The organism is Streptomyces sp. H39-S7 (genome assembly GCF_027158205.1).
Taxonomy (GTDB): domain Bacteria; phylum Actinomycetota; class Actinomycetes; order Streptomycetales; family Streptomycetaceae; genus Actinacidiphila.
Genome location: NZ_JAPVLU010000090.1, coordinates 17,327 through 21,301 on the forward strand (window position 1 = coordinate 17,327; position 3,975 = coordinate 21,301).

Here is a 3,975-nt window from a genome sequence, read left to right on the forward strand (position 1 = left end):
GCTACCACCTCGGGCGGAACCTCCAGGCCCCGCATGGGCTCGGGTGGCTCGACCTGGGCCGAAAACTTCATGATCTTCCTCCTGTTGTCCTGCCGGCTCACCGCGGCTGCGGCCCCGCCCCGCTCCGATAGCCGCTCCCACGTCCCCCACGGGACCATCGCCGTGTCCGGGACGGCTGCGTCATGCACCGCGCCGTCCCGGGCGGCTGTGAAGCAAGAGATCGCGGCTACTCGGCGTAGGACTGGTCGGTTCCCGAGGCGCTGTAGCCGATGCTCCAGACATAGCCGTCCGGGTCGGTGAAGGTACCGCCGTACCCGCCCCACGGCAGAGCACCGGCGGGCTTGAGGATCGTGGCGCCGGCCTTCTGGGCCTCCGCCAGGATCTCCTCGACCCGCGCCTCACTGCGGACGACGTAGGTCAGAACCAGCCCGCGGAAGCCGCTGCCTTGCGGGTCCGTGCCCACCTGGTCGGCCAGACCCTCGCGACCGTAGAAGCCGACCGGCGAGGCGCCGTCCGAGTCGAAGAACACCGAGATGCCAAAGTCGTTCTTGATCTTCCAGCCGAGCCCTTCGGTGTAGAACTGCTTGGCCCAGTCCAGGTCCCGGACGCCGAGGAGGATCGAGCTGACGTGCGCCTTCATGTCGTACTCCTTGCACTGTGGATGGATGCGTGGCGGACCTCCGGGCCGGGGCCCGGCTGTCACATCGGCGCGTGTGCGCCGGTCAACCGGTAGGACGGGTCCGCGAGTCAGGACAGCGTGGTGGCAGGCGACGGGGCAGCCTCCCAGGCGAATCCGTCCGGATCGGTGAAGGCGTCGGCGGTGCCGGCGAGGACGATGCGGTGCGAGCCGGTGCCGTCGGCGGGGACGCCGAGGTCCTTCGCCAGGGCGCGGCGCTTGTACAGCGCCAGCTTGACGGCGCTGGACTGACCGGGGGCGAACTCGGCGTACTTGCCTCCGACGCTCTTGGCCACGGTCAGGCCCCGGCCGGCGTAGAGCTGCTTGGTGGCCTTCACGTCCTCGACGCCGATCAGCAGGACGACCTCGTCGATCTCGCGGGTGGCGGGGCCGGTGTCCTTCTTCGCCGAGGTCGCAATCTTCCAGATCGTCCCGTCCGGGGCCTGGACGACGCCGCTGTAGCCCCACAGCGACTTCGCGGCGGGCTTCAGCACCGTGGCCCCGGCGTCCACGGCGGCGCCGACGAAGCCGTCGACGGTGGCCGGCCCGGACACCGTGAGGGCCAGGGTGAAGCCGCGGAATCCGCTGGAGTGCGCGTCGGACGCCCGCAGGCGTATGTGGGTGTCCACGCCGAAGGCGCTGTAGAAGCGGCGGGCGGCTGCGGGGTCAGCCACCTCAAGTGTGACGGACGCGAGGGACGTGTGGGCTGCGGTGGAAGCGGTGGTTGCCATGACCATCACGCTAGGGGCTGTGCGGCGGCCGGGGCTTCTTGATTCCTGACCGGTCTCGAGGCCGGCTTCGCCACGCACGCCGGCCATCCCCTCCACCGGGATCGGCGACACCGTATCGCGGGCCGTGCCCGCAGCCTCGACATGGTCGGCCGCCGCGTCCGTCAGAGACAGCGCGGGTACGGGGCGACACAGCGTTCGTCCCGCGTGAGCCGAGCCTGCTTGCAGGGAAGCCTTGGAGGGAGTCGGAGGCTCACCGTCTTCTACTGCGAGCCGAGTTGAGGAGGGTGTCAGCCAGGGCGAGGGTCTCCAGCCGCCGCAGCAGCAGTGGTTCCTGGACCAACTGGAGGCGCTGCGCCGCGAGTAGCGCGGGCGGCGCTCAGCCGGCGTTCTGCTCAGGCACTTCCGCCCCCTCCCTGTCCTCCTTCTCCTTCTTGTCCTCCGCCTTCTTCGCCTCGGCCGCGTGGATCGAGAAGGCGGGGTGGTCCCACATCTCCGGCGGCGACGGGTTACCGGGCAACGGACCCAGCTCCGCGGTGTGGCCTTCGGGCCCGGAGCAGAGCGCGAACGGCCCGGTGAGCGGATGCATCAGCGCGGCGAGGTGGGGATCGGCGTGCTGCAGCCACCAGTGGGACATGCCGAGGGCCGCGTCGAGCCGCAGGTACTCGAAGGCTCGCCACAGTGTGGTGATCCGGGCGATCGCCTCAGCATGCATCCACCAGTCCGGGCACCAGGCCAGATGAACGCCGTCCACCCGACGCCTCACGACCTGGGAGAGGTAGTCGCCGTAGAACACTTCCACCGACGCGAAGACCAACTCGGCGTCGTCCACGGCCTCCGGCGGCGGCGGTGCTCCCATGGACGCGGCCGCGCCCCCGTCGACGGGGGCGTCCTGCCTCTCCTGCGGGTCCGGCATGTTGTCTCTCCTGTCGAAGCGCACGATCGTGTCTCTTCCGCCGGTCCGGCGGCGCCTGTCGGTCAGGGCTGCCGCAGCCCGTACCGGCGACGTACGTCCATCGCCTCGGTCCTGCGCCCGCAGCCCTCCAGCAACTGGACCCAGAGGGCCGCCGCTCCCGTCACGTCATCGTTCGGGTGGGGGCTTCGCCCCGACGCCCGGACGTAGTGCTCGGTGGCCTCGCGGGCGAGGGGCAGCGCCCGCAGCAGAGCACGCATCCCTCCGGGCGCAGCGGCGTGCTTGGCCAGTTGCAGCAGATTCGACGCGAGCCATCCGCGCGCCCTGCCGGAGTGCTTCGCCTCCGGACGCAGCAGAACGACGGCCCGCTTCCTGAGCGGCACCGGATCGCCTCCCCCGCCGGTGGTCTCCCTCATCCAGGCCACAAGAACCAGCCCGCCCGCGTAGGGCAGGGCTTCCTTGTCGGGTGCCTCGCGCCAGCGCCGCTCGTACAGCTCCAGCGCTTCGTCCGCCGCCCGCAGCGCATCCTCGGGTCTGCCGTAGCCCGCCAGGGCCAGGGACTGGTCGTGCAGCGCCTCGGCCAGACCGACCTCGTTCGGTGCCGGGTGGAGACGGACGAGTTCGCGCCGAACGCCGATCTCCTCCTCGATCAGGGAGATCGCCTCCTCCCGGCGCCCGGCGCCCTGGTGGAATCCGGCGGCCTTGTACAGGTCGTTGGCCAGATTCCTGCCGTGGGTCACCGGGTTGTCCCGGTACAACGACCGTCCATACCGGAGCGCCTCGGAGATCGTGTCCACGGCCTCGTCCACGCGGCCCATGTCGTTCAGTACCCAGGACTGGTTGCTGAGCAGGAGTCGCAGCCTGGAGCTGTTCGCCCCGGGGGCGCTGTCGCGCATGAGGTCGTACAGCTCCCGCGCTTCGGCCATCGCCTCCAGCGCCTGTTCGTTCGGCTGCTCGGTGGCCAGGTTCACCAGGCAGAGCGCCAGGCTGTTGTTGTAAGTGTCCGGGTTGTCGGCAGCGAGCCGCCTTCGCAGGGTGACCGCTTCCTGAAGAGTGGTGCGCGTGCCCACCGGGCTGGCGCCCTCCCGCCAGTAGTGCCAGGACACCGAGTTCAGCGTGTGGGCCAGGCCGTCCGCGTGGGCGTCCGGATTCTCCGTGGCCAGCCGGCGCTCAATGGTCAGCGCCTGCTCCACGATGATCCGGCCCTCCACGGCGAGCCCGGAACTCGATCGACAGCTGGCGAGGGTGCGCAGGGACGTGGCGTGTGCGGCCGAGCGGAACGGGTCGCGACCGGCGAGCGCCCGGCGGATGGCGACCGATTCCTCGGCCACGGCCACCGCCTCCGGCAGACGTACCGCGTCCTCGTAGCTCACCGCCAACGAGTTCAGGGCCTCGGCCAGCAGCTCCGGGTCCTCGTCGTGACCGCTCCGCTCCAGCTTGCGGCACAGCTCCACGGCCTCCTCGGCAAGGGCGAGCGACGTCTGACGGGAACCCGCGGTCCACTGGTCGGAGGCATGCTGGATCAGCGCACCGGCCAGCACCCGCTCCTCTGCGAGGGACCCGTCGGCGGCTCGGGCGCGCTGGATCACCAGCGCCTCCTCCCCCGCCGCCATGGCCGTACGCCAGTCGCCCGTCCGCGCCTTGCGCCTCGCCCATTC

Annotated in this window: 4 protein-coding genes and 1 pseudogene; all 5 read right to left on the reverse strand. The window is 70.8% G+C overall.

Going from position 1 to position 3,975, the window contains the following annotated elements; translation table 11 throughout:
* Positions 1-188: pseudogene (locus O3X23_RS41940) on the reverse strand (hypothetical protein); the annotation flags it as partial.
* 38 nt (positions 189-226) lie between these two features.
* Positions 227-640, reverse strand: a complete 414-nt coding sequence (locus O3X23_RS41945; protein ID WP_269279950.1) for a VOC family protein — start codon at positions 638-640, stop codon at positions 227-229.
* A 107-nt stretch (positions 641-747) separates the two neighbouring features.
* Positions 748-1,413, reverse strand: a complete 666-nt coding sequence (locus O3X23_RS41950; RefSeq protein ID WP_443048142.1) for a glyoxalase — start codon at positions 1,411-1,413, stop codon at positions 748-750.
* 370 nt (positions 1,414-1,783) lie between these two features.
* Positions 1,784-2,320, reverse strand: coding sequence for a DUF4913 domain-containing protein (locus O3X23_RS41955; RefSeq protein ID WP_269279954.1), 537 nt, complete (start codon positions 2,318-2,320; stop codon positions 1,784-1,786).
* Positions 2,321-2,382: 62 nt separating this feature from the next.
* On the reverse strand, positions 2,383-3,975 hold a 1,593-nt coding region (locus O3X23_RS41960), incomplete at its 5' end, for a hypothetical protein (protein WP_269279956.1).

Coding starts and splice junctions, on each gene's coding strand:
- O3X23_RS41955 (WP_269279954.1), bottom strand. CDS start 2,320: ATGCCGGACCCGCAGGAGAGGCAGGACGCCCCCGTCGACGGGGGCGCG.
- O3X23_RS41950 (WP_443048142.1), bottom strand. CDS start 1,413: ATGGTCATGGCAACCACCGCTTCCACCGCAGCCCACACGTCCCTCGCG.
- O3X23_RS41945 (WP_269279950.1), bottom strand. CDS start 640: ATGAAGGCGCACGTCAGCTCGATCCTCCTCGGCGTCCGGGACCTGGAC.